This window comes from Thiothrix caldifontis, from assembly GCF_900107695.1.
GTDB lineage: Bacteria > Pseudomonadota > Gammaproteobacteria > Thiotrichales > Thiotrichaceae > Thiothrix > Thiothrix caldifontis.
Genome location: NZ_FNQP01000003.1, coordinates 63,076 through 85,230, shown reverse-complemented (window position 1 = coordinate 85,230; position 22,155 = coordinate 63,076). Strand labels below are relative to the sequence as shown.

The 22,155-nt window shown below is 51.4% G+C and carries 22 protein-coding genes; 13 read left to right on the top strand and 9 right to left on the bottom strand.

Features of this window, described 5'->3' with window-relative positions:
* Nucleotides 1-125 precede the first annotated feature (125 nt).
* Nucleotides 126-779: a dethiobiotin synthase gene (bioD, locus tag BLV87_RS03065; RefSeq protein WP_245706892.1), complete on the top strand. Its 654-nt coding sequence runs from the start codon at nt 126-128 to the stop codon at nt 777-779.
* On the opposite strand, the gene BLV87_RS03060 is transcribed toward bioD, so the two are convergent.
* Genes BLV87_RS03060 through BLV87_RS03050 form a run of 3 tightly spaced genes read right to left on the bottom strand, consistent with a single transcriptional unit; the run spans nt 776 to nt 4,109 of the window.
* A complete protein-coding gene (locus BLV87_RS03060; RefSeq protein WP_093065297.1) occupies nt 776-1,906 on the bottom strand; it encodes a PilT/PilU family type 4a pilus ATPase in 1,131 nt (376 codons plus the stop codon). The genes bioD and BLV87_RS03060 overlap by 4 nt on opposite strands.
* Nucleotides 1,903-3,060 (bottom strand): PilT/PilU family type 4a pilus ATPase, encoded by a 1,158-nt coding sequence (locus BLV87_RS03055; protein ID WP_093065295.1) that lies wholly within the window; start codon nt 3,058-3,060, stop codon nt 1,903-1,905. Before BLV87_RS03055 ends, BLV87_RS03060 begins: the two co-directional genes overlap by 4 nt.
* Nucleotides 3,061-3,074: 14 nt before the next feature.
* Nucleotides 3,075-4,109, bottom strand: coding sequence for a type IV pilus twitching motility protein PilT (locus BLV87_RS03050; protein ID WP_093065293.1), 1,035 nt, complete (start codon nt 4,107-4,109; stop codon nt 3,075-3,077).
* Between the two features lie 61 nt (nt 4,110-4,170).
* Here BLV87_RS03050 and BLV87_RS03045 point away from each other — a divergent pair, with 61 nt between their 5' ends.
* The 4 genes from BLV87_RS03045 (at nt 4,171) to BLV87_RS03030 (ending at nt 9,047) form a co-directional block, all read left to right on the top strand.
* On the top strand, nt 4,171-4,848 hold the full coding sequence (locus BLV87_RS03045) for a YggS family pyridoxal phosphate-dependent enzyme (RefSeq protein WP_093065291.1): 678 nt from the start codon (nt 4,171-4,173) through the stop codon (nt 4,846-4,848).
* A 59-nt stretch (nt 4,849-4,907) separates the two neighbouring features.
* Nucleotides 4,908-6,164, top strand: a complete 1,257-nt coding sequence (locus BLV87_RS03040) for an ATP-binding protein (RefSeq protein ID WP_093065289.1) — start codon at nt 4,908-4,910, stop codon at nt 6,162-6,164.
* Between the two features lie 75 nt (nt 6,165-6,239).
* Nucleotides 6,240-8,045 (top strand): ATP-binding cassette domain-containing protein, encoded by a 1,806-nt coding sequence (locus BLV87_RS03035; protein WP_093065597.1) that lies wholly within the window; start codon nt 6,240-6,242, stop codon nt 8,043-8,045.
* A 219-nt stretch (nt 8,046-8,264) separates the two neighbouring features.
* Nucleotides 8,265-9,047: a methyltransferase domain-containing protein gene (locus tag BLV87_RS03030; RefSeq protein ID WP_093065287.1), complete on the top strand. Its 783-nt coding sequence runs from the start codon at nt 8,265-8,267 to the stop codon at nt 9,045-9,047.
* Here BLV87_RS03030 and BLV87_RS03025 read toward each other — a convergent pair.
* Nucleotides 9,028-9,624, bottom strand: coding sequence for an SCO family protein (locus BLV87_RS03025; RefSeq protein WP_093065285.1), 597 nt, complete (start codon nt 9,622-9,624; stop codon nt 9,028-9,030). The two genes, BLV87_RS03030 and BLV87_RS03025, sit on opposite strands and share 20 nt — an antisense overlap.
* 149 nt (nt 9,625-9,773) lie before the next feature.
* On the opposite strand from BLV87_RS03025, the gene BLV87_RS03020 reads away from it, so the two are divergent.
* From BLV87_RS03020 to BLV87_RS02990, 7 genes are read left to right on the top strand one after another with little or no spacing between them, the layout of a single operon-like run.
* The gene (locus BLV87_RS03020; protein ID WP_245706891.1) at nt 9,774-10,631 is read left to right on the top strand and encodes an energy transducer TonB; all 858 of its coding nucleotides are present in this window, start codon (nt 9,774-9,776) and stop codon (nt 10,629-10,631) included.
* Nucleotides 10,632-10,638: 7 nt separating this feature from the next.
* On the top strand, nt 10,639-11,220 hold the full coding sequence (locus BLV87_RS03015; RefSeq protein ID WP_245706890.1) for a YqgE/AlgH family protein: 582 nt from the start codon (nt 10,639-10,641) through the stop codon (nt 11,218-11,220).
* Nucleotides 11,217-11,663, top strand: coding sequence for a Holliday junction resolvase RuvX (gene ruvX / locus BLV87_RS03010; protein ID WP_093065278.1), 447 nt, complete (start codon nt 11,217-11,219; stop codon nt 11,661-11,663). Before BLV87_RS03015 ends, ruvX begins: the two co-directional genes overlap by 4 nt.
* Nucleotides 11,644-12,150, top strand: coding sequence for a bifunctional pyr operon transcriptional regulator/uracil phosphoribosyltransferase PyrR (gene pyrR, locus BLV87_RS03005; RefSeq protein ID WP_093065276.1), 507 nt, complete (start codon nt 11,644-11,646; stop codon nt 12,148-12,150). Before ruvX ends, pyrR begins: the two co-directional genes overlap by 20 nt.
* A gap of 36 nt (nt 12,151-12,186) precedes the next feature.
* On the top strand, nt 12,187-12,717 hold the full coding sequence (cobU, locus tag BLV87_RS03000; RefSeq protein ID WP_093065274.1) for a bifunctional adenosylcobinamide kinase/adenosylcobinamide-phosphate guanylyltransferase: 531 nt from the start codon (nt 12,187-12,189) through the stop codon (nt 12,715-12,717).
* The gene (gene cobT / locus BLV87_RS02995; protein WP_093065272.1) at nt 12,705-13,748 is read left to right on the top strand and encodes a nicotinate-nucleotide--dimethylbenzimidazole phosphoribosyltransferase; all 1,044 of its coding nucleotides are present in this window, start codon (nt 12,705-12,707) and stop codon (nt 13,746-13,748) included. The genes cobU and cobT overlap by 13 nt, the downstream gene beginning before the upstream one ends.
* Before the next feature lie 6 nt (nt 13,749-13,754).
* A complete protein-coding gene (locus BLV87_RS02990) occupies nt 13,755-14,417 on the top strand; it encodes a histidine phosphatase family protein (protein WP_093065270.1) in 663 nt (220 codons plus the stop codon).
* Nucleotides 14,418-14,450: 33 nt separating this feature from the next.
* Here BLV87_RS02990 and BLV87_RS02985 read toward each other — a convergent pair whose 3' ends face one another.
* Together BLV87_RS02985 and BLV87_RS02980 are read right to left on the bottom strand one after the other, a co-directional pair.
* Nucleotides 14,451-16,139, bottom strand: a complete 1,689-nt coding sequence (locus BLV87_RS02985) for an AAA family ATPase (protein ID WP_093065268.1) — start codon at nt 16,137-16,139, stop codon at nt 14,451-14,453.
* 91 nt (nt 16,140-16,230) lie between these two features.
* Nucleotides 16,231-18,114: a 3'-5' exonuclease gene (locus BLV87_RS02980; protein WP_093065266.1), complete on the bottom strand. Its 1,884-nt coding sequence runs from the start codon at nt 18,112-18,114 to the stop codon at nt 16,231-16,233.
* Between the two features lie 192 nt (nt 18,115-18,306).
* On the opposite strand from BLV87_RS02980, the gene BLV87_RS02975 reads away from it, so the two are divergent.
* Entirely contained in the window at nt 18,307-18,867 is a 561-nt protein-coding gene (locus tag BLV87_RS02975; protein WP_093065264.1) for a Uma2 family endonuclease, read from the top strand.
* Here BLV87_RS02975 and BLV87_RS02970 read toward each other — a convergent pair whose 3' ends face one another.
* From BLV87_RS02970 to BLV87_RS02960, 3 genes are all read right to left on the bottom strand, one after another.
* Nucleotides 18,868-19,104 carry a YlcI/YnfO family protein gene (locus tag BLV87_RS02970; RefSeq protein WP_093065262.1) on the bottom strand — a complete coding sequence of 79 codons (237 nt, stop codon included), beginning with the start codon at nt 19,102-19,104 and terminating at the stop codon, nt 18,868-18,870.
* Nucleotides 19,101-19,532 (bottom strand): putative toxin-antitoxin system toxin component, PIN family, encoded by a 432-nt coding sequence (locus tag BLV87_RS02965; protein WP_093065260.1) that lies wholly within the window; start codon nt 19,530-19,532, stop codon nt 19,101-19,103. Before BLV87_RS02965 ends, BLV87_RS02970 begins: the two co-directional genes overlap by 4 nt.
* A gap of 63 nt (nt 19,533-19,595) precedes the next feature.
* Complete coding sequence (locus BLV87_RS02960) at nt 19,596-21,974, bottom strand: DNA phosphorothioation-associated putative methyltransferase (protein WP_245706889.1); 2,379 nt, start codon at nt 21,972-21,974, stop codon at nt 19,596-19,598.
* Between the last annotated feature and the right edge of the window lie 181 nt (nt 21,975-22,155).

The window sequence follows — 22,155 nt, the reverse complement described above, 5'->3', positions numbered from 1 at the left end:
CAAAATGGTTCATTATAATAAGATAAATTTATCACTTTGTTTTGCTTAGCGTAAGTATCAGATTATATACCCCATAAAATGATACTTTCTGGATACTTTACTAACGGAGAGGAAATACTATGGGCATGATTGCTCCAACACTTGCTCAATGGCTGGATGACTCCGGTATGAGTACTAGCAATGGTGTTTTCATAACAGGCACCGATACCGGTGTGGGTAAAACTTGGGTTGGCACTCAATTGATTCGAGTTATGCGCGTTTTAGGACGCGAAGTGATTCCCCGTAAGCCCGTGGAATCAGGCTGGGTATCAGACCTAAAACAAACCGATGCTTGGCAATTAGCAGATGCGGCTGGATTGCCCCTAGATAACACAATTTGTCCCTACCGATTCACCGCTGCCCTTGCCCCGCCAAGGGCAGCCAGACAAGCAGGCACAACTTTAGGATTACAACAACTTGCCGCAACCTGCCCTACACGTTGGGAAACTCGCCAATTTCTGCATGTGGAAGGCGCGGGTGGTTTCTACTCACCCATTGCACATGATGGGGTAAATGCCGACCTTGCCCAAATTCTGGGGTTACCGATTATCCTAGTGGCAGAAGACCGTGTAGGCTGTATGAATCATGTCTTACTGATAGCAGAAGCCATTCAACACCGAGCGCTCAGACTCGCGGGTATTATCCTCAATGCTCGGCAGACACCCATCGCAGGCATGGATAACCGCCATGATTTGCAACAATACCTCGATATTCCAATCATGCAGTTCCCATGTGCTTAAACCATCTCCGGTAACTCATGGAGGGATTCGCGGCTCTCACCTTGACCCGCCCCGAAATTGATTTGCCACTCAAGGTCGTTGCGTGAACTCGCATATTCCAGCGCAATCGCTTTGCTAATGTGTTTACCGATATAAAGCTGGTAGAGCGCTTGGTCAAAGGTCTGCATTCCATCCACCGTGCCTTTGGTAATGATGTCTTTCAGTTCACCAAACTGTCCGGTGCGAATCAGTTCCGCCACATACGGCGTATTGACCAATACTTCTGCCGCCAGATGCAAGCCATCCTGCTCATCAGGAATCAAACGTTGCGCCACAATACCCCGCAAGTTAAGGGATAAATCCATCAACACCCGACTTTTATTTTCGCTGGGAAACAGGTACAACATCCGCTCCAATGCCTGAATTACGTTAGTTGCGTGCAATGTCGACAACACCAAATGCCCGGTATCGGCAAACCCCAATACTGCATCCATCGTTTCGGTATCGCGTACCTCCCCCACCATGATCATATCCGGTGCTTCACGCATTGCCTCACGCATCGCATTGGCATAACTCAAGGTATCAAAACCGACTTCGCGTTGCCCGATGATGGATTTGCCATGGCGGAAGGTGTATTCAATCGGATCTTCAATAGTCAAAATATGCCCACAGTGATGCTCATTGCGGTGCTGAATCAAAGATGCCATCGACGTGGATTTACCCGATCCTGTAGACCCCACAAACAGCAACATTCCCTCTTTTTGCATCACCAGCTTTTTCAGGACTTCAGGTAACTTTAGCTCTTCCGGGGAGCGGATATCAGAGCGAATATGGCGAATCACCATCGACACCTCACCTCGCTGAAAATAAAAATTCATGCGAAAGCGCCCAATACCTTTCAGCGAAAATCCCTTATTTAATTCACGATCCGCAAAGAAAGCTTCAATTTCGGTTGCCGTCAGGATCTCTTCGGCTAATTGGCGAATATTGCCCGGCTTCATCGACTCCCGGCTAATGCGCTTGAGCTGCCCGCGCACCTTAATCGTGGCGTGCGCCCCCGTGGTCAAATACAAATCCGACGCGCTTTGTTTCACCATCACATTCAATAATGGCGTGATGCGCATCTCAGCTTCACTTAAAATGGTCATCGTGTGGCATTCTCCAGCGGCTCAATCGCCAACTCATCCAACCCCTTAAAGAAGTCATTATCCTGGGCAAAGCGGCTTTCCAATTTAAGGCGTAGACGCAAGTCATTCTGTGAATCTGCATGGCGCAACGCTTCTTGTACGGTGATTTGCCGCGCTTCAATCAGGTCAAACAAGGCTTGGTCGAACGTGCGCATTCCCTGTTCACGCGATTTCGAGGTAAGCACTTTCATCCCCGGCACATCCCCTTTGAGGATCAAATCTGCCATTAATGGGGTATTAATCACCACCTCCACCGCTGCCAAACGCCCCTCGCCCTTGGCTTTACGTACCAAACGTTGTGACACCACCGCCTTCAGGTTTAACGATAAATCCATCAATAACTGGTTGCGGCGTTCTTCGGGAAAAAAGTTAATAATCCGGTCAATCGCTTGGTTAGAACTGTTGGCGTGCAAGGTAGTCAAGCACAAATGCCCGGTTTCCGCGTAAGCAATCGCATAATCCATCGACTCACGATCCCGAATTTCACCCAGCAAAATGACATCGGGTGCTTGGCGCAAGGTGTTTTTCATGGCGATTTCGTAACTGGCGGTATCCACTCCAATTTCACGCTGCGTAATCAAACACCCCTTGTGCTGATGCACAAACTCGATAGGGTCTTCGATGGTAATGATATGCCCCTTGGAATTCGTATTACGGTAATCCACCATTGAGGCCAACGTGGTGGACTTACCCGAACCGGTTGCCCCCACCATAATCACCAAACCGCGTTTGGTCATGGCAATTTCACGCAATACTGGCGGCAAGCCCAAATCCTTCAAACCCGGAATATGGGTAGGAATGTGCCGCAATACCATGCCTGCGCACCCACGTTGCGTGAAAGCATTGACCCGGAAACGCGCTTTGCCAGGCAGGCTGATGGAAAAGTTACATTCCATATCCTCTTCAAACTGCTTGAGCTGGCGGTCATTCATAATGGCACGCACCAACATCCTAGCGTTTTGCTCATTAAGTGCCTGCGTGGTTAACGGTAGCATTTCGTTAGCAATTTTGGCAGAAGGCGCGGCCTCGGCAGTGATATACAAGTCGGAAGCCTTTTTATCCAACATGGTAGCCAACAATTTATGCACATAGCTGATGGCAGCATCGCGATCCATATCTTACCCTCTGCTTAAATACTATCGGGGTTATCGGCTTTGCGGCGGGCAGCTTCACGCTCGACCAGCCCTTTCATCACCAAATTTTTCAGTGACTGATCAAGGGTTTGCATTCCGTCATTTTGTCCGGTCTGCATCGCGGAACGCATCTGCGCAATCTTGTTCTCGCGGATCAAGTTGCGCACCGCACGGTTGCCAATCAAAATTTCGTGAGCAGCCACACGCCCGCCGCCTTTTTTCTTCAATAACGTTTGGGAAATAACGGCTTGCAACGATTCAGACAGCATGGCTCGCACCATTTCTTTTTCGGCAGCAGGAAACACATCCACAATACGGTCAATGGTTTTGGGCGCAGACGTGGTATGCAAGGTGCCAAACACCAAATGCCCGGTTTCCGCCGCCGTCAGTGCCAGACGAATGGTTTCCAAGTCACGCATTTCCCCCACCAGAATGGTGTCCGGGTCTTCACGCAAGGCGGAACGCAAAGCTGCTTCAAAACCTTTGGTATCACGGTGCACTTCACGTTGGTTGATAAGACTTTTTTTACTTTCGTGGACAAATTCGATGGGGTCTTCGATGGTGAGAATATGACCGTAATCGGTGTCATTTTTGTAGTCGATCATCGCCGCTAAGGTGGTGGATTTACCCGACCCCGTAGGCCCTGTCACTAGCACCAACCCCCGTGGATTTTCGGAAATCTTGCGAAAAATACCCGGCGCACCCAACTGATCTAAGGTTAATACTTTGCTGGGAATGGTACGGAACACCGCACCTGCCCCACGATTTTGGTTAAAGGCATTCACACGAAAACGGGCAACACCCGGAATTTCAAACGAAAAATCGCATTCCCAATGTTCCTCGTAATTTTTACGCTGGTAGTCATTCATGATGTCGTACACCAATGCATGTACCTGCTTATGGTCGAGCACCGGCAAGTTAATCTTGCGCATTTCACCATCGACACGGATCATAGGCGGCATCCCGCCCGATAAATGCAAGTCGGATGCATTGTTTTTGACGCTGAATGCCAGCAGTTGAGTAATATCCATTGTTGTTATTATTCGCGTTGAAGGTTTAGTTCCGTAATTAATGAGGAAAGTAACACATACCATGACAATCCGTGACAATATCCAGACAATCGGCGAACGCATCCGTGCTGCTGAACAAGGCTTCGGACGTGAACCGGGCAGCGTACACTTACTCGCTGTAAGCAAAAAACACCCCACAGCGAGTATTCGCGAAGCCATCCTCGCAGGCCAGACGCAGTTTGGTGAAAATTACGTGCAAGAAATGGTCGAAAAAGCGGCTGAACTCGCTAATAGCGGCATCGTGTGGCATTTCATCGGCCCGATCCAATCCAACAAAACGCGCCTGATTGCAGCAACCGCTCGCTGGGTACATTCTGTGGATAGTGTCAAAATCGCCAAGCGCTTGAGTGAGCAAAAACCAGCAGATGCGCCCGACATCAATATCTGCCTGCAAGTGAATATCAGCGGGGAAGCCAGCAAATCAGGCGTAACGCCGGAAGACTTGCCCGAATTAGCCGCCCAAATAGCAACCTTACCCGGTATTCGCTTACGCGGCTTAATGGCGATTCCCGCCCCCGAACACGACTTCACTAAGCAATGTGCCGTATTTGCGCAAGTACGTGCCTTGCAAGAAAATCTCGTCTCACAAGGTTTCAGCCTCGATACATTATCAATGGGGATGACCGATGACATGGAAGCCGCCATTGCCGAAGGGGCGACTATTGTGCGCATCGGCACAGCCATTTTTGGGGCAAGGTGAAAATATTAATTTTTACAGTCTATAATCTCTAAAATACTCATTTATTGCCAAGAATCGTTATGAAAAGAGCCTTGCTGACGCACAATCCTCACTGGGAAGCACGTTTCCCCACTTTATACCCGCGTGCGTTGCTGCCCGTTCTAACCAAAAAGTTGGCACTCAAACAGGTGCAAGTATTGCAAGGTAGCCGCCGCAGCGGCAAGTCATCGCTGTTCCGCCTGTTGATCCAGCACCTTGTGGAACAGGGCGTAGAGGCGAGGAGCATCCTGTATGTGAATCTGGATGACCCGTATTTCGCTGAGTTGTACACGGATTCTAAGCAACTTTACAGCCTGTTGGATTTATCCGAATCGCTCACAGGGCATAAAGTGGTGTACTTGTTTCTGGATGAAGTACAAAACGTCACCCGTTGGGAAAAGTTCGTCAAAGCCATCTACGATAACCAGCAAGTGCAGAAAACTTTCGTCACTGGCTCGAACTCCTCCTTGCTGGAAGGCGAATTTGCGACCTTATTGAGTGGGCGTTATGTGCGTGACATTGTTTATCCACCCGCGTTGAGCGAACTTTTGCAGGCGCAAGGTTACACCGATTATCTGTCACGCTTGGCAAACAAGCCCAAGATTCTGGCATTGATGATGCAGATGATGGAATACGGTTCGTTTTACGAAGTGTTTGGGCAACAGGATGAAGGGCTGAAACGTGACATTCTGCTGAACTACTACGATACCGTGATCTTCAAGGACTGCATTGCCAATAACCAAATACGCGATACCAAAAGTTTCCGTGAAGCTGCTCATTTTCTGATTTCCAATACCGCTAACCTGTATTCCTACAACTCGCTGGGTCGTGCTTTGGGGCAACATGACAGCACCATCAAGGAATACATCCGCGTGTTGGAAGATTGCTATGTGTTGACTGAACTCAAACCCTATTCCTATTCGCTCAAGGAACAACTGAAGGCTAAGAAAAAAAGCTACATCATTGATAACGGTTTTCTGGCACAAACCGCATTCCGCTTTTCCGCCAATTACGGCACGTTGTTTGAAAATCTGGTGTTTAGTGAACTGGTCAAACAGGGCTATGAGTTGTTCTTTATCAGCAGCGATTTCGAGTGTGATTTCATTGCCCGCAAAGAGGAGCAATTGACTGCTATTCAGGTGTGTTACCAACTGACTCCGCAAAACCGTGAGCGGGAACGGCAAGGTTTGCTCAAACTGAAACTGGCAGTTACTCGCAAGTTATTGATTACCTTCGATCAGTCAGAGCCTTTCGCAGACGGGATCGAAACCTTGCCGTTTTGGGAGATGTTTGGCTGAGTGCCATGCGTAACAGAACCCTTTTTCCCGCATCTGCGCTATACTGCCCGCCTGTTCAACACCGCGCTGGCACTCATGGCTTTACTTCACTTACGCAATATCCACCTCGAAAACGGCGACAATCGCCTGTTTGACGGCATCGACCTCACCATCGAACCGGGTGAACGCCTGTGTTTGGTCGGGCGTAACGGCACGGGCAAATCCACCCTGATGAAATTGTTGTGCCGCGATATTTTGCCGGATGATGGCGAAATGATTCACCCGCCCGAACTCAAAATTGCCCGCCTGCAACAAGACGTACCCCACGATCTTTCTGCCCGCATTTTCGACATTGTGGCGGAAGGCCTAGGTGAAGTGCAGCCTGAAGACGAGTGGCAAATCCAGTGGAAAGTCGACACGGTGCTTTCCCGCATCCAGCTTGACCCCGACACCCTGTTTGACAGCCTTTCCGGTGGCTGGAAACGCCGCGCTTTACTCGCTCGCGCCCTCGTCGCCGAACCCGATTTGCTATTGCTGGACGAGCCAACCAACCACCTCGACATCCCCGCGATTGAATGGTTGGAAAACTTCCTGATGGGCTTCAAAAGTACCCTGCTGTTTGTCAGCCATGACCGTTCCTTCGTGCAAAAGCTCGCCACCCGCATTATTGAACTTGACCGGGGCAAACTCACCAGTTGGCCGGGCAATTTCCAAAAATACCAAGAAAACAAACAAGCCGCGCTCGATGCCGAAGCCCAGCAAGCCGCGCTGTTCGACAAGCGCTTAGCCGACGAAGAAGTGTGGATACGCCAAGGTGTCAAAGCCCGCCGCACCCGTAACGAAGGTCGTGTGCGCCGCCTCGAAGCGATGCGCGAAGAATTCAAACAACGCCGTAACCTGCAAGGCAAAGTCACCGCACAAATCGGGCAAGGCGACAACTCCGGCAAAATCGTGGTCGAAGCCGAACACCTCGATTATGGCTGGGATGGCAAGCTATTGATTCAAGACTTCAACACCACCGTCTTGCGTGGCGACAAGATCGGCATTATCGGCCCCAACGGGGTCGGCAAAACCACCCTGATCAAACTGTTATTAGGGCAATTGCAACCCACTGCGGGGACGGTCAAGCTCGGCACACGTTTACAAGTCGCCTATTTCGACCAACACCGTTCGCAATTTGATGGTGAGAAAAATCTGCGTGATAACATCGCCAGCGGTTCCGATTTTGTGGAAATCAACGGGCAAAAGCGCCATATCATCAGCTATTTGCAGGATTTCCTGTTCACCCCGCTGCAAATCCAAAAGCCGGTGAAAGTGCTCTCCGGTGGCGAACGCAACCGTTTATTGCTGGCTCGCTTATTCTCGCAACCCTCCAATTTACTGGTACTCGACGAACCGACCAACGACCTCGATGCTGAAACCCTCGAATTGCTGGAAGAATTGCTGATCGACTACCAAGGCACGCTCTTGCTGATTTCGCATGACAGAAGTTTCCTCAACTCGGTGGTCACGCGCACCATCGTGTTTGATAACGGCACTATCGGCGAATACGCAGGCGGTTACGACGACTGGCTGTTGCAACGCCCGCAACCCGTGTCAGAGAAAGACAAACCTGCCGCAAAAACTGAAAAATCAGCGGAAAAACCAGTCGCAGTAGCCGCCAAACCCGCTCCCAAAGCCAAAAAGCTCAGTTTCAAAGACCAGCGCGAACTCGAACAATTACCCGCCCAGATCGAACAACTGGAGCTGGCGATTGCCGCACTCCACGAACTGATGAACCAGCCTGACTTTTACCAGCAAGGCACGGTGCAAATTGCGGCGCGACAGGATGAATTACAGCGCCTGGAAAGCGACTTGGAAACGGCTTTTACCCGTTGGGAAATGCTGGAACAGCAGGCATAAAAAAACCGGCCTACCGTTATGGAGGCCGGTTGAAGTTATGTGCTAGTTCTTATGGTCAGTTGAGGGGTCCCTAGCACATAAAGCTGAGACGGAAAACTCTGTTCAACTTGGAACGAGCATAACAAAGAAAAAGTTAATGCCGGTTTACACGTCAAGGTTTTTTTAGGCATTTTATTAAAAAACCTGACAAACAACCTAGTAATCACCATAGGTTTTGATATGCAACAAGACCGAATCTTTGACGGTTTAGCTCAACGTTTCCAACGCAGCATTTATGATGACCCGCGTGGAGCCATTCGCTTAGCCATTCTGCAAGACGATTTGCAACCTTTCGTCGTGAATACGCGCCCCTTGAAGATTTTGGATGCCGGGGGCGGCTTGGGGCAAATGGCTATTTGGTTAGCGCAGCAAGGCCACCAAGTGGTATTGGCAGAACCTTCCGCCGAGATGTTACAACGCGCTGCCACCGCGATTGCCGCTGCGGGTTTGCAAGATGCGATTCACTTATTGCAAGCCAGTGTGCAGGAATTAGCGGCACAAGACTGTGAATCCTTCGACTTAATCACCTTTCATGCCGTATTGGAATGGCTGGCAGAGCCGCGAGCGGTGTTAGCACAGTTGTTATCGTGCCTGAAACCGGAAGGCTGGCTGTCTCTCATGTTTTTCAATCACCATTCGACGGTCATGCGGCGGCTGATTGCGGGCGATCTTGATACCGTGCGCCGGGGTGAGATTGCCAGCGATGGCAAACGTGGCTTAGCGCCAATCTCGCCCCTAAAGCCGGATGAAGTCCTGAGCTGGCTTGCACCATTAGGCTTGGAATTGGATACTTGGTCAGGAGTACGCTGCTTTTATGACTATATGTATCGTGATGTCCGCAAAGCCGCCAAATTGGAAGAAGTGCTACCACTGGAACGCCAATATTCACAGCAAGAACCTTGGCGCTCGCTGGCACGTTATCAGCACATGTTGTGCCGCAAACTTACAAATGACGGCGTATAGCCGCCGCTAATTCTGCGGGTGGCACGGCGTGTTGCACCTGCTCACGCACCTGCCCATCCTTATCAATGACATATAAAATTGCGGAATGGTCGATGGTGTATGCCATTGCCGAACCCGGCACTTCCACCTTGCGGTAAAACGCATTATAACGGCGGGTAATTTCCAAGAGTTCTGCCTGAGAGCCACTCACCCCTATCAAACTGGGGTGGAAATACCCAACGTAGCGCTGAATGTGTTCCAAGGTATCGCGTTCGGGGTCTACCGAAACAAACAGCCCCTGTGTCTGTGACAACTCCGCTGGCGTCAACTGTGCCAGTGCGGCTTTTAAGGTCGCCATGGAGGTGGGGCAAATATCCGGGCACGCGGTATAACCGAAATACAGCACCACGACTTTGCCCTGAAAGTCACTCAGGCTAACCGCACCCTGTGCCGCTTGCAGGGTAAAATCCCCGCCTTTAGGCAAAGGTAACGGTGCTTGACTCAGCGTTTCATCTGGACTGAGAAATCCGGCAACAAACCATGCTCCCCCGACACCTAATACGACAGCTAAGACCACCCCGATGATTTGTTTCAACATAAGGCTCTACTCAATCGGCTCTGAAAAGTGTTAGAATACCTTCAATCAAAGGGGCATACCTTGAAAAAAAGCAAGCAGGGTAATATTAAAAACAATATCCTGTCCGTGGGACACGTTATCTGCGTACTATAACAATGCATGTATTGCCAATGAACCTAGCTGACGAACCGTTAGCCAAAACCTTCCCTGTTGCAGCGCTGTTGCACCTGTTGTTGATCTTTGGCGTGGGCTTCCTACCCGAAATCAGCAAAAACACCCGCTTAGCACCCGTGTTGGATATTACCCTTGTTCAGACGCATTCCGAACAAGCACCCGATGTGGTGGACTTTATTGCACAAGCCAACCAGCAAGCCAGCGGCAGCAGCGACGAAAAGAATCGCCCGCAAAGCCCATTGGCTGCGCTTCTGCCTATCGAAACCAGCGGCGAATCGCCGGTGCAGTCGGAAGCCGGTTCACCGGATACCCCGCTCAAACTGACGCCGCAAATCCTCACCACGAAAGGGGAAACCTTCAAACGTGTCGACAAGACACCCGAACAACCGGTTGAGGAAGAGGACGTACCCGTCGCCGAAGAACGCACCGATGCGACCGAGGAAATTGCCCAATTACTCGCTGAAATGGATGAGGACGAAGCCCGTTATGCCCGTCGCCCACGCATCCACTTCATTGATGCAGTGAGTGCCAAAAGTGCGGTCGAAGCCGAATACATCGACGCGTGGGTCAAGAAAATCGAACGCATTGGCAATATCAATTTCCCTGAAGAAGCCATCATGCGCAACCTCAGTGGCAAACTCATTCTCAATGCGACACTGGATCATGGCGGGCGTGTCGTTGATGCACAAATTAGTCTATCATCAGGGTATGACGTGCTGGACAAAGCCGCGCTGCGTATTATTAAACTCGCAGGCCCTTACCCCGCATTGCCCGATGAAATTCGCCGTAAGTGGGATCAACTGAACATCACCCGCACGTGGATTTTCCACAGCGGAACCCTAAACACCCAATAGCCAGAGCGTGACCGGAACAACTGTGACCCAAGACATCCTCAATTTACGCAATCATCTGCTGATAGCCATGCCAAACATGGGTGACCCCAGCTTTGAGCATACGGTCAGCCTGATCTGTCAACACGATGAATTCGGTGCCTTTGGGGTGATGATCAACCGCCCACTGGAAATGACGGTGGGTGAACTGTTTGAGCAACTCGACATTATCATTGACGACCCCCACATTGCGGGGCAATATGCCCTCAGTGGTGGCCCGGTACAAGCCGAACAAGGCTTTGTACTGCATGATGGCAGCCGCAGTTGGGATAGCACCTTGCGTATTGCTGAGGATTTAGCGCTTACCTCGTCGCGTGACATTCTGCAAGACATTGCCCATGACCGGGGGCCTGCACACTTTTTGCTGTTATTAGGCTGTGCGGGTTGGAGTCCGGGACAACTCGAACACGAGATTAAAGAAAATGTCTGGCTGACTTGCCCCTCCCACGCCAATATTCTGTTTGAAATGCCTTATCAGGAACGCTGGCATGGGGCAGCTCGCACACTCGGTATTGATGTTAATTTGTTAGGCGTTGCGGCTGGTCACGCATGAGTCACATAACCGTGCTAGGCTTTGATTATGGTAAAGCACGAATTGGCGTGGCGATAACCAATACCCTCACCGGCATTGCGACACCCCAGTCCACCATTCAGGCGCACGATGGCACACCCGACTGGAACGCGATTACCCGTTGCCTGCAAGAATGGCAACCGAAACGCTTAGTGGTGGGAATGCCACGCAAACTGGATGGCTCCGACAGTGCTATGCAGGAACCGATTTTACGCTTTATCCGCCAACTGGAAGGACGTTACCACCTTCCTGTTGATGTCGTCAGTGAGCAACTATCATCCCTCGAAGCCGAACAACGTCTCAAGCAGGCCCGGCAAGTAGGGCGTAAGCGCAAAGTGCGCAAAGAAGAAATTGACCAAATAGCAGCAACCATTATTCTGGAAAGCTGGATGCAGGAATACACCCATGGACAGCAAAAACTATAATATCAACGCCTTACTTGACCAGCTCGAACAGCAAATCCGTGCGTGGATGCAAGCAAAAAGCATTACCAACCCCGTTATTGTTGGTTTACACACCGCAGGCGTGTGGGTAGCCCAAGCACTGCGCCAACGCTTACACATAGCGGAAGAACTCGGCACAGTCAGCGCCACCTTCTACCGTGATGACTTCCATCAAGTGGGCTTACACCGCCAACAAAAGCCCTCTCACCTACCGTTTGAGATTGAAAATCGCCATGTGCTGCTGGTTGATGATGTGATCTACACTGGGCGTACCCTGCGCGGTGCGATGAATGAGTTGTTCGACTTCGGTCGCCCTGCCAGCATTACGGCCATTGTGCTAATTGCCCGTGAGGGGCGTGAACTACCCATCGAGCCACAAATCGTTGCCTTACGGGAAGAACCCGGCAGCCATTTCCGCTACCAAGTGACCGGCCCTGAGCCGTTAACCTTGCAATTAGTGGCAAGCTGAGACACGCTTTCCTGTTGTTATTCACAGGAAACACCCATGCAAGCCTTGATCCTTGGTGGCGCACGTTCTGGCAAAAGCCGTTATGCGGAAACCCTTGCACAACAATCCGGGCGCGACGTGGTGTATATCGCCACCGCTCAAGCCCATGATGCTGAAATGCACGCCCGCATTGCCCACCACCGCGCCTCCCGCCCTGCCCATTGGCAAACCGTGGAAGAACCTTTAGCGCTGGCGACTACCCTACAAAACCATGCCGCCCCCGGATGCTTACTACTGGTGGATTGTCTGACCCTATGGCTCAGCAACCTGCTATGCTTAAACGATAACGACCGCCTGCACACCGAAACCAGCGCGTTGCTAAGGTGTTTGCCCGCCTTACCCGCTGATATTTTGCTGGTCAGTAACGAAGTCGGTTTAGGCATTGTGCCATTAGGCGAATTAACCCGCCGTTACGTCGACCATGCAGGCCAATTACACCAGCAGCTCGCCACACAATTGGATACCGTGGTTTTCATGGTGGCAGGGTTGCCACAACCGTTGAAAGGAGTGATCTCATGGAATGGCTAAACACCCCGGCGCAAGCACCCAATGCAGCAATGACCGCAGCCGCCCACTTGCGCCAAACACAACTGACCAAACCCGCCGGTGCGTTGGGTGAATTGGAGGCGGTTGCTATCCGTCTGGCGGGTTTGCAGGGGCGGGAGCAACCCCGCGTTGATAACGTCCACATTAGCGTGTTTGCCGCTGATCATGGCGTCGCCGATGAAGGCGTATCCGCATTCCCCCAAGCTGTCACCGCACAAATGGTACATAACTTCCTCAACGGTGGTGCGGCTATCAACGTCTTGGCACGTGAAATCGGCGCAACGCTGGAAATCATTGATGTTGGGGTAAAAACCCCACTCACTCACCCCAATCTCATCAGCCAACGTGCGGGTAATGGCACCGCTAACAGCGCCTTGGATGCTGCCATGAACACAGCCCAATTAAGCCTTGCCCTGCAAGCCGGAGCCGATGCGGCTGATCGTGCTAACGCCGCTGCTGCTGACCTGTTCATTGCAGGCGAAATGGGCATTGCCAACACCACTGCCGCCACCGCTATCTATTGCGCCCTGCTGGATGTCGCCATACTCGATGCTACCGGCCCCGGCACGGGTTTAGACCGCGATGGCATGGTGCATAAAGTGAATGTGATCCGCCGTATTCTCAACCAACACCGCAGCCATTTTGACGACCCGCTGGAAGTCTTACGCCGCCTCGGTGGGTTTGAAATAGCCGCCATCACCGGCGCATACATCCGGGCGGCACAACTCGGTTTGCCGGTATTGGTGGATGGTTTCATCAGCACTGCCGCCGCGCTGATTGCGATTAATGTGCAACCTAGCGTCGCTGACTGGCTACTGCTCTCCCATACCTCTGCCGAACCGGGGCACTTCTTTGCGATTGCCGAATTGCAACAACGCCCTTTACTGGATTTGAATTTACGCTTAGGCGAAGGCAGTGGTGCTGCTGTCGCCGTCCCCTTATTGCGCATGGCCTGCGCCTTACACAATCACATGGCGACATTTGCGGAAGCCGCCGTAGCCGGAAAACTGTGAGACACGATGACAGACGACACCCTCGAAACGCAGGCTGATCAGCCCGATGTAACGCCAGAACAACCCGCGCCGATCACCACGCCCACCACCGTGGACTTGTTACGCCATGGGCAAGTGGTCACCCCCAATTTGTTTTGCGCCCCCAGCAACGAGCCACTGGGTAATCACGGCTGGAAGCAATTAACCCTTGCCACCCAAGCGGGGCAATGGGACATTGTGATCAGTTCCCCCAGCCGCCGCTGCCACGATTTCGCCCGCTTATTGGCGCAACGCCTCGGCTGCCCGTTTGGGGTTGACCCACGTTTCGGGGAAATGGATTTTGGGGATTGGATCGGCAAATCCCAAAGCGACATCTGGGAACAATACCCCGAACTGATGCAACAGTTGTGGTATCAACCGCGCCGCTTCATTGCCCCCAATGGCGAGGCGATGGAAGACTTCATTGACCGCGTGCAACAAGCGTGGGATGAACTGCAACACCGCTACGCAGGGCAAAATATCTTGCTGCTGACTCACGCAGGCGTGATTCGCGTGGTGCTGGCAAAAGTGCTGGATATTTTGTATCAGCGCAGTTTGCGCTTTGAAGTGGGGTACGCACAGCTTACCCGGGTGCGGACTTATCCTGATGGTGAAACCTCATTGGTGGGGCATGGCTTGCCGCACGCCTAAACTCACCGGTTATGTCAACAGGTATGGATTTGTTTACACTTTCACCACATCTAGCCGTTCCCCATCCGTGAGGAATACCCATGCACTGAGTTTGGGGAGTGCGGCAATCTCTGGCAACTGCAAATAGCCTTGCACCTGCGCAATGCCTTCCTGCCGTTTGGCGTCCCAACCCTTTTCCTTATCGCTTTTCTTGGCGTATTTTAGCTCAATCAGGTGCTGGTGGTTGACGGCAAACGGGCTGCGCTCCAACAGCAAAACATCGGGGTAACGGTGGTTCATTTCGCGCTCGCTCTGAATGAAATAGAACGACACTTGGTATAGCAAGGTTAACAGCAGGGTCTTGACGTGCTTTTCATCCATATTGGTAAAATCGCGATTGGAGAGCAATTGCAGTACCCGTTGCATCTCATCCGCCAGTGGCTGGATATTGTCATGCAACGCCAAGGTTTCCAGCGCCATCCGCAACGCACGATTGGGAATGCTGATCTGGTTGCGGCGTTCCAATTCGACTTTGAAGTACTGGAAATACAATTCCTGCATCACATGGTTGGGGATTCCAAAGATTTCGCCGGAAAGGGTTTGACCTTGCAGGGAGGCAAAACCCATGTACGCCAGCAAACTGATAAAATCGTCGCGATCAAAGCCCTTGTCGAAGTCGAATTTACGGCGTTGCTCAGCAATCACCTGCCCTGTATTGATCAACTCGTCCAGCACGGCGTAGTTTTCGTCACGGTCACCGATACTGAACATGCCCAACAGCTTGCCGTAGTCCGAGGCGATATTGTCATCCAGCATCCGTGCAGGGTAGGCGCAATCCTCTGCATCAAAGTTTTTCACAAAGTACAGCACCATATCCGAATTATAAAGGCTCTCCTGTGCTTTGGTATGGAAGCGGTAGCCATTGTACCAACGGGTCACATCCGCCATCAGTATGCTAGCATCAAGCTGGCACGCCTTCACTAAGGGTTGCAGCAACTGTTCCACTTCCGCTTTGGTGAACCCCATCAAGGCGTTGAAGTCTTTATGCAGGGAAATATTTTCGCCAATATTAAACCCGCTAGTCATGCTATCGAGCGTAATCGGCGTAACCCCCGTAATAAACAAACGGTCAATCGTGCCGCGTTGTGTGGCAGTTTTGAGGGTTTCGTAAAAACTGCGCAAGAAGCCGCCCTTGCCGACAATGCTTTGGAACAATTTCAGGTCTTGCGCCAGAATGCTATTGGCAAAGTGGTCGTATTCGTCGATCAGCAACAGAATTTTCTGCTCTGCGACAAGTTTGAAGAATTGCTCCATTTTCGCGTGGGGAGAGGGTTCGCTATCGACCAGCGCAAGCATATCCGGCGGATAACCGTAGCGCCGTAAAAAGGCTTGCAGTGAGATGGATATTTTTCGGTCAAAGTCTTGGTATAAGCGCTCAAACCCCTGTTCAGTGGCAATTCCGCTGAATTCCATGAACAGTACTTGGTAACTGCTTTTGAGCGTTGTGGGGTGCTTGCCAATATAAAGCGTTGAAAAAATTGCTTCAAAATCAGTCTGATAGCCGATGTCGTAATAATGTTCCAATGCGGATAGAAACAGGCTCTTGCCGAAACGGCGCGGACGCAGCAGGATGTGGTATTTGCCATTTTCTTCCAGCCTAGCGATATAGTCGGTTTTATCGACGTAATAATAGCCTTGGGTGATGACATCTTTGAAATTGCTCAGACCGTAGGGGATTTTCATGGCGGTTCTTTGTTCCTAAAAGCTCACGGTAGGAAAATCATAGCACAGGGAGGCAACTGCTTCTGTTGTTTGGCTTGGGTATCGAATACGGCTAAAGCGTTACTGCTACGGAAGTGGTTTTACTTTGCAAGGCACGAGTAAACTCCGTTTCCTGATGGCTAGTCAGCAATAAACGGTCAGTAGCGCGGGTCATTGCGACATACAATAGCTTGGCTTCGTCGACTGCACTTTCTGCTTCCGCACTAATAAAGCCCAGACCCGCAACCACGACCAGCGGAAATTCCAACCCCTTGCTGCTATGGAACGTCATCAGCTTTACGGTATTGTCCGCCGGGTTAAAACCTTTCTTACTCGCCGCATCACGCAACCAATAGCAAGGCACTCCCGCCGCCTGCATTGCCTGCTGCAACGCCGCGCCTTGTTGATAATGCCGGTACAACACCGCCATTTCTGCCCATGCGGTTCCACGTTCCTCGTGCCATTGGCGTAACCAACGCACCACCCGTGCAGTTTCTTCCGCAAAACTGGGGAACAAACGGCAGACCGGCGCAAAGCTGTGCCGCCCCGCCATTTCAGGTACAAGCAGCGGTATATGGTCATCGTCGCTGTCGTGCGGTTGCAGGTATTGCCGCGCAAATTGGTAAGCAAACCCAAACACTTCATCGGTATTGCGGTAATTAAGCCGCAGCACGGTCGTGCGCCCGCGAGCCTGAATCCCCACGCTGGACAAGCTGAACTTCAACGCTTTGCCTTGCTGATAAATCGACTGCGCGTCATCGTATAACAACAGCAAGGAATCCTTTTCCGGGTCAACCATGCCGCTAATCAGCTTTAACCACGCGGGCTGAAAATCATGCCCTTCGTCAATCATGATTGCGCCATATTGCGCTTTGGGAATACGCCCGTTTTCCACGGCAGCACTGACGGTATTCACCAGTGCATCCAGATACTCAAGCCCGTGTTCCGCTGGGCGGTCGATGTGATACGCCCGCAATTGTTCACCACACCAGTCGTGAAAGTGGTAAACGCTTACCTTGTCATCAATGGCTTTTTCTTGCATCAATGCCCGTAACCGCGCTGCTAAGGCGATGTTGTAACACAGCACCAAAATGGGTTTGGCTAACACCTTTGCCAGATACAAACAACGGTACGCCAATATCAAGGTTTTGCCAGAACCGGCAACCCCGTGAATGACGCGATGCCCACGCCCCATGCTGCGTGCCAGTTGTTCCTGTTGCAGATCCATCACTTTCAGAATATCGGGCAACACGGTTTCGATGGGTTTATCCGCGACACCCGCCGCCATTTCCGTCTGTGGTTCGGCAAACAAACTGCCTTGGGAGGCGATGCGAATCTCCGGGAAAATATGCCAACGGATACGATCCAGTTGCGGCACGGTCAGCGGTTTGCTGAACTGGTAATCGAACATATTCCACAAACATTGCTGGAAATCTTCCGGGTCAGTATTTTCCTGCATTTCATCACTGCACAGGGTGCGATTCCACGGCAACACGGCTTGCAAATCGGTATTGCTAAACTGCTGGCGGCTCATATTGGTCAGTACCACGCCATAGCCGTAAGGGAATGCCAATTTGCCCTGATGCCTGCCCGCGTATTGAGTCAATTGCGGGTCTTGTTCGAGTTGCTGCACCAGCTTATAAGCACATTGCCGCGCCTGTTCCAGCGGGTTGGTGACGGTTTTAACGCCTTGCGGGGTTAGCAGGGTGGCAGACGCTTTGTCGATAGACTGAATGCTATCCAACTTCCAATCTTTGACTTCCAGCAGCAATAATCCCCGCCAAGGATGCACAATAATGAAATCGGCGTAACGCTGGCGAAAACCCTCACCCACACGCGGCTCATACCAACACAGGTAATCATCTTCCAATAACTGTTCCAAACGCCGCGCAAAACGCTTTTCGCCGGAAGTCATGCGGTTGAGGCAACTTTGTAAAGAGGGGATTAACTTGGTCATGAGATAATTATTGTCATTTTTAGGTACATGCTGGCAATAATACGCCAGCCCTGCGGCAATCGCTAATCGTCATGTTTCGCTTGCCCACCATGAATTACCGGATTTCCTTGCATCACTTGAACTGCTTCGCAAAAACTACGAAGATGGAATCGTGTCGTTGAGCTTAAAGTCCCTTATGCAGGAGTCAGTGCGATGGGTGCGTTACCGAAGTCATCTTATGTGTCCCCGGAAGCATATTTATTAGGGGAAAACGACCGCCCGGATGGGCAGAAGTACGAGTACGTGAATGGGCAAATTTACGCGATGGCGGGGGCGAGTCGCGGGCATAATCAATTGTCGATGGCTTTTGCTGGTTTGTTATTTCTGCACCTGCGCGGCAGTCGTTGCCAAGTATTTCAGTCGGATATGAAGGTTGAAATTCAAACATTCAACGATACCCGCTATTACTACCCCGATGTGCAGGTGACGTGTGAGGATGAAACCGCATCGCATTTTAATCAATCGCCGTGTCTGATAATTGAAGTATTATCCGGCAGCACGGCACGTAAAGACCGCACGGAAAAACTGGCAGGTTATCGGATGATTCCGACCTTGCAGGAATACGTGCTGTGTTCGCAGGATACGCCTTACGTGGAAATTTACCGCCGCAGCAACGAGTGGCTCAAGGAAAGTTACACCGAGGGCAAAACTTTCACACTCGTTTCTGTTGGGTTGGAAATGGCGGTGGATGATCTTTACACGTTCTTGCGTTGATCACAAACGGTCGAACGCTTCCGGCTCAACATCCGGTACGGCACGCATGACCTTGAGAAAATCTGCGCGTGATGCTTGAGCCGCTTCTTGTGCCAGATAATTTTTGGTCAGCAAGGCAGACATTTTTTCAGCCGCCGCTGTTACCAAAAATTGATTGATTGAGACACCATCCGCCTTTGCCAGCTCTTTGATCTTCTCATGCAATGATTGGGGTAAACGCAATGTCAGTGTAGTCATGATGTTTGACCTCTTAATAATTCAAGAAAACGCCCCGGTGTAATAGCCTCAATCCCAAAGGTATCAATATTGGCAAAATCACGGAGGTTGTGTGTCACGATGTAACGGCTAGAGGAAGCAACCGCCAGTTCCAGTACCATGTCGTCTTTTGGATCGCTTAACCATGGTCGCCATAAAAAGAAAATGTCGTGATGGCTCGTGATTCCGCAGATGTAACGCAAAAACTGGAGAATTTCTGCTTTGCTGCTTGCTCCGGTCATGTGTTCGTCACGGGTAAGTACATCCTGATATTCGGTATACAAGGGTACAGACAACGCCACCTGAAAATGTTCCAACGGCAATTGTGAAACAAGCGCGTAAGAAGCCCCTTTGCTGGAGCGTAACGCCGACAACATCACATTGGTATCAATCACAATTCGTGTTTTCATGGTGTCATATATACAACCATTAGTAGCTGTCTGGCAAGTTTCTTGCGGCGTTAATTGTTTAGACTAAGCGTCTGTTGTCATTGTGGCGAATCTTTCCGCCGTTACTACTTTCGGCACGAGTCGCCCGCTTTTCCCCGGTAACATCAGCACAATGGCACGGTTGTGTTCATCGCCGTAGCTGACGTGTAGCGGTTTGTCGTTGCCGTAGAAATACAGGCGGTCAAACGGGGTGTTTTGCACGATCCATTGCGCCACTTCCAGCATGTTTTCGTCGGGGACGATGAAATCACAAGCAGCGCCCTTGCGTTCGCAGATTAGGTTGCCACGGGTATTCACTTCATGGGCGGCGTGTTGGTCGCGTTTGGGGTCGATGCTGCCCTTGATGTGTTTGGCGAGTTCGGGGGAGCAGAAACCGTAGGTGAGTTCGATACCGCCAAAGTAATCCATTACCGGGTCAATAATGTGCTGCGCTAGTGCTGCCAGCGCGTTGTAGCTTTCCGCCTGTTTGGGCAGGTTGGGCAAACCGGTACGCGCTTGGGTTGCGCCGCATTCGATGAAGTCGCGGAAGGTGTGGTATTGACCGCAGGGGTCATCCAACGCGGGGATGTGTGGCGCGGGTTGCAGTTCAAAGCCCACGACTGCCAAGCGTAAACGCTGCAAGGTGGCATCGAATTGTTCGGGGGGCATTCCGTAACCGTCTAAGGCAAATTCAGGGTGGGTTGCCAGCACCTGGTCAAAGGCGAGTTGTTCGGCGTAGTGCGGGAAATCGGGGGTGAGGAAACGCGCCTTCCGGTACAAGTAAGGCGGGGTATAGGTGTCGCCGTATTTGTAATACTCGAAACGCTGGTTGACTAGGCTGATTTTGATGCGTTCTAGCAAGCGCGGCAGGGGCGATTCTTCAAAGTCATCGTATTTCATCAGCGACAACTTGCCGGATTCGGCATGGATTTTCAGTAAATCGGCGGAGGTCACGTCACCGAAAACGAAGGTGGCGCAACCGATGTAGACCCGTAAAATCGGCGGCAATGCCACGACTTGCGCGGTGTGGAAGGTGAACGCGCCTTCTTCATCGAGATAGCCATAGCCTTGCGCGGCGGCTTGTTGGCACATTTGGCGCAGCAACGCGGGGTTGCCCGCTGAGAATAACAGGCGTTCGCCGTCGGTTTGGGCGTGTTGATAGTTTTGGAAGAAGGCTTTGACATCGCGCTTGAGGCTTTCCGGTAAATGGCGGTAGATGCGTTGTTGGTCGAAACGGCGCATCGCAAAGTACACCGTGAGGTCATCGCGGCGGCTGTCGAAGGCGAGTTTCAGCAGTTCATCACCGTGGAAGCGTTGCAGGAATTTCAGGGCGCGTTGTGCTGTGCCGAACAGGTCTTTGCTGGCGGCAAGGTCGGGGAATTCGTCGTCTTGGGGCGGTCTGCCCAGTTCTAGCCAGCGTAGCCAGAGTGCATCCAATAAGGCTGCGTGTTGTTCGTAGAAGGCGCGTTCTTTGTCGGCTTTGGTAAGGCGGGCGGCGCGTTCGGCTTTGGGAGCTTTCGGCACTTTGGGTAATTGGCTGATCAGGCGGTTGGCGGTAGCGCGGTTGCGGTAGCGGCGTTCCAGAAATGCTTGTTCTGCGTCTTTGTCTTTGAACACGAAAAACACGCCAGGGCCGACGGCTACCGGGTCTTCATCCAGTACATGGCGCAGGTATTCGCGGAATTCTTCCTGTGAGTAATAGCGCTGGAAGGTGTTGCGGCTGGTGAGTACACCATCACGGAACAAACGCCCGCGTTCGGGGGATTGTTCGCCCAGCATGACCGCAGCGCACAGGAATTGGGTGCAAAGTTGGTATGCGCCTAACACGGCTTCCATGCGTTCGGTTTTGTCTTCGATCACGTTGATGACGAAACCGAGGTTGACAATATCGGCAGTGTGTTTGGGATTGTAGGGGCAGAAATGCGGATCCCAGCCGTTGGCGGTGAGGTTGTTTTGGCGCAGGATGTCTACGTCGCTGCCTTTGCCGCAACCGTAGTCGAAAATCGTGTGTTTGCCTTCCAAAAAGTCATGCTTGGCGAGAAGTTGCATGGGTTTGGAAAGGGCGTAGCGGGTTAGGGCGGTGCGGTGGCGCTCGACGTTGGAGGTCTTTTCTATGGTTGCGGGTGGTGCTATTTCACTTCCATCTAGCCCGACTAGCTGGTGATCGACGACTTTGTAGCCTGCATTGCGGAGGCGTTCTTCCCATTGTTTTTTATAGCCGATTTTGCGGGAGTCTTTGAACAGTCCAGCATCTTCGAGCTGCTTGGTCAGCGCGGCGAATTTGGGAATGTCGGGGTGATCAGGGGGGAGAAGGAGTTCTTTGCGGTGGAGGATGGGCAGGTGAGGGGTTATATAGTGACGTTTTTTAATAGATTGCGAGGGTAAATCTATTATCCAGCTATATGCTAGAGTTGGAAACGGCATACTGAAAATGTCAATATATTGTAAAAAAGAGATTTTTCTCTTCTTGTGGTTAATTTTAATAACATTGAAGTCTTTTTCAGTTTCCAAACTGAAATTACATTGAGTTTCAGTGATCAGCCTCTGAACTTCAGAAGGTTGCTCATTGAACAGAAGATGATGCCAGTAAGAATTACTGCCAACA